The organism is Polyangium fumosum (genome assembly GCF_005144585.1).
Lineage (GTDB): Bacteria > Myxococcota_A > Polyangia > Polyangiales > Polyangiaceae > Polyangium > Polyangium fumosum.
In genome coordinates this window covers 1-836 of the sequence record NZ_SSMQ01000196.1, presented here as the reverse complement: position 1 = coordinate 836, position 836 = coordinate 1, and the positions used below count along the sequence as shown (strand labels likewise).

1 protein-coding gene and 1 pseudogene are annotated in these 836 nt (G+C 67.3%); both read right to left on the bottom strand.

All coding sequences use genetic code 11. The features are described 5' to 3' along the window. On the bottom strand, positions 1 to 513 hold a 513-nt coding region (locus E8A74_RS51665), incomplete at its 3' end, for a DUF2169 domain-containing protein (RefSeq protein WP_136936590.1). Positions 514 to 527: 14 nt separating this feature from the next. Continuing rightward, positions 528 to 836, bottom strand: a pseudogene (locus E8A74_RS53715) (hypothetical protein); the annotation flags it as partial.

The window sequence follows — 836 nt, the reverse complement described above, 5'->3', positions numbered from 1 at the left end:
GCGATCCACCAGGGCCGTCGCCACGAGCAAGTTCGGCAAGCGGAACGTGAGCCGTGGATACTCCGGGTGCAGGTTTTCGAGGATCACCTCCTCGTCGCCGCGCAGGTATCGATATCCCTCGCCCTCGCGCGCGAGCGCGTCGCCGAGCGGCGCCCGCCGCACCGGTACGATCGGCGAGAGCGACCAGCCGAGGAGCGGCGTATACACGCGGGCGCGCGGACCGGTGACGGTATGGTGTCTCGTGGACGCTCCCACAGCCCATCCGACGCGAAAGGAGGGCACCGGCACACCCCCCGGGGCGTACGCGGTCGCCTGGCAGAGGATATCGGTCCCGATCTTGAAAGGGACGGCCTCGTCGAGCGCGATCACCTCCTGCGTGGACGCGAGCGCGAGCGGCGCGCCGGGCACGATATCGAAGACGCCCTTGGCGATGACGACCTGGAAGGGTTCGTCTTCGAGGTCAACGCTGGAAAACGTCGAAAGAGCGAGCGGCGTCTTGTTGCACGTCTTCATGGCACGCCCCTCCCTCACGAATTGAGGTCGACGGGATCACCGGACACCCTGACGGACGCGCCCGCGACCTCGACGGGGCCCGAGGCAGAGACGCCCACGGTCGTGCCACGAAGGGTGATCTCCGTTCCGGCAATGGAAACGGCGCCGGACGAAGAAATGTTGATCTCGGTGCCGCTCAGCGTGATCTTGCCCGAGCTCTCGACGAGGATCGTGGCCGCGCCGCAGACGATCGTGGTCCGATCCCCGACGAGGAGCGTCTTCGTGGAGCCGATCTTCTCCGATTGCGCGCCGGACACGCTGACCTCGCTCGACCCGCCGACATC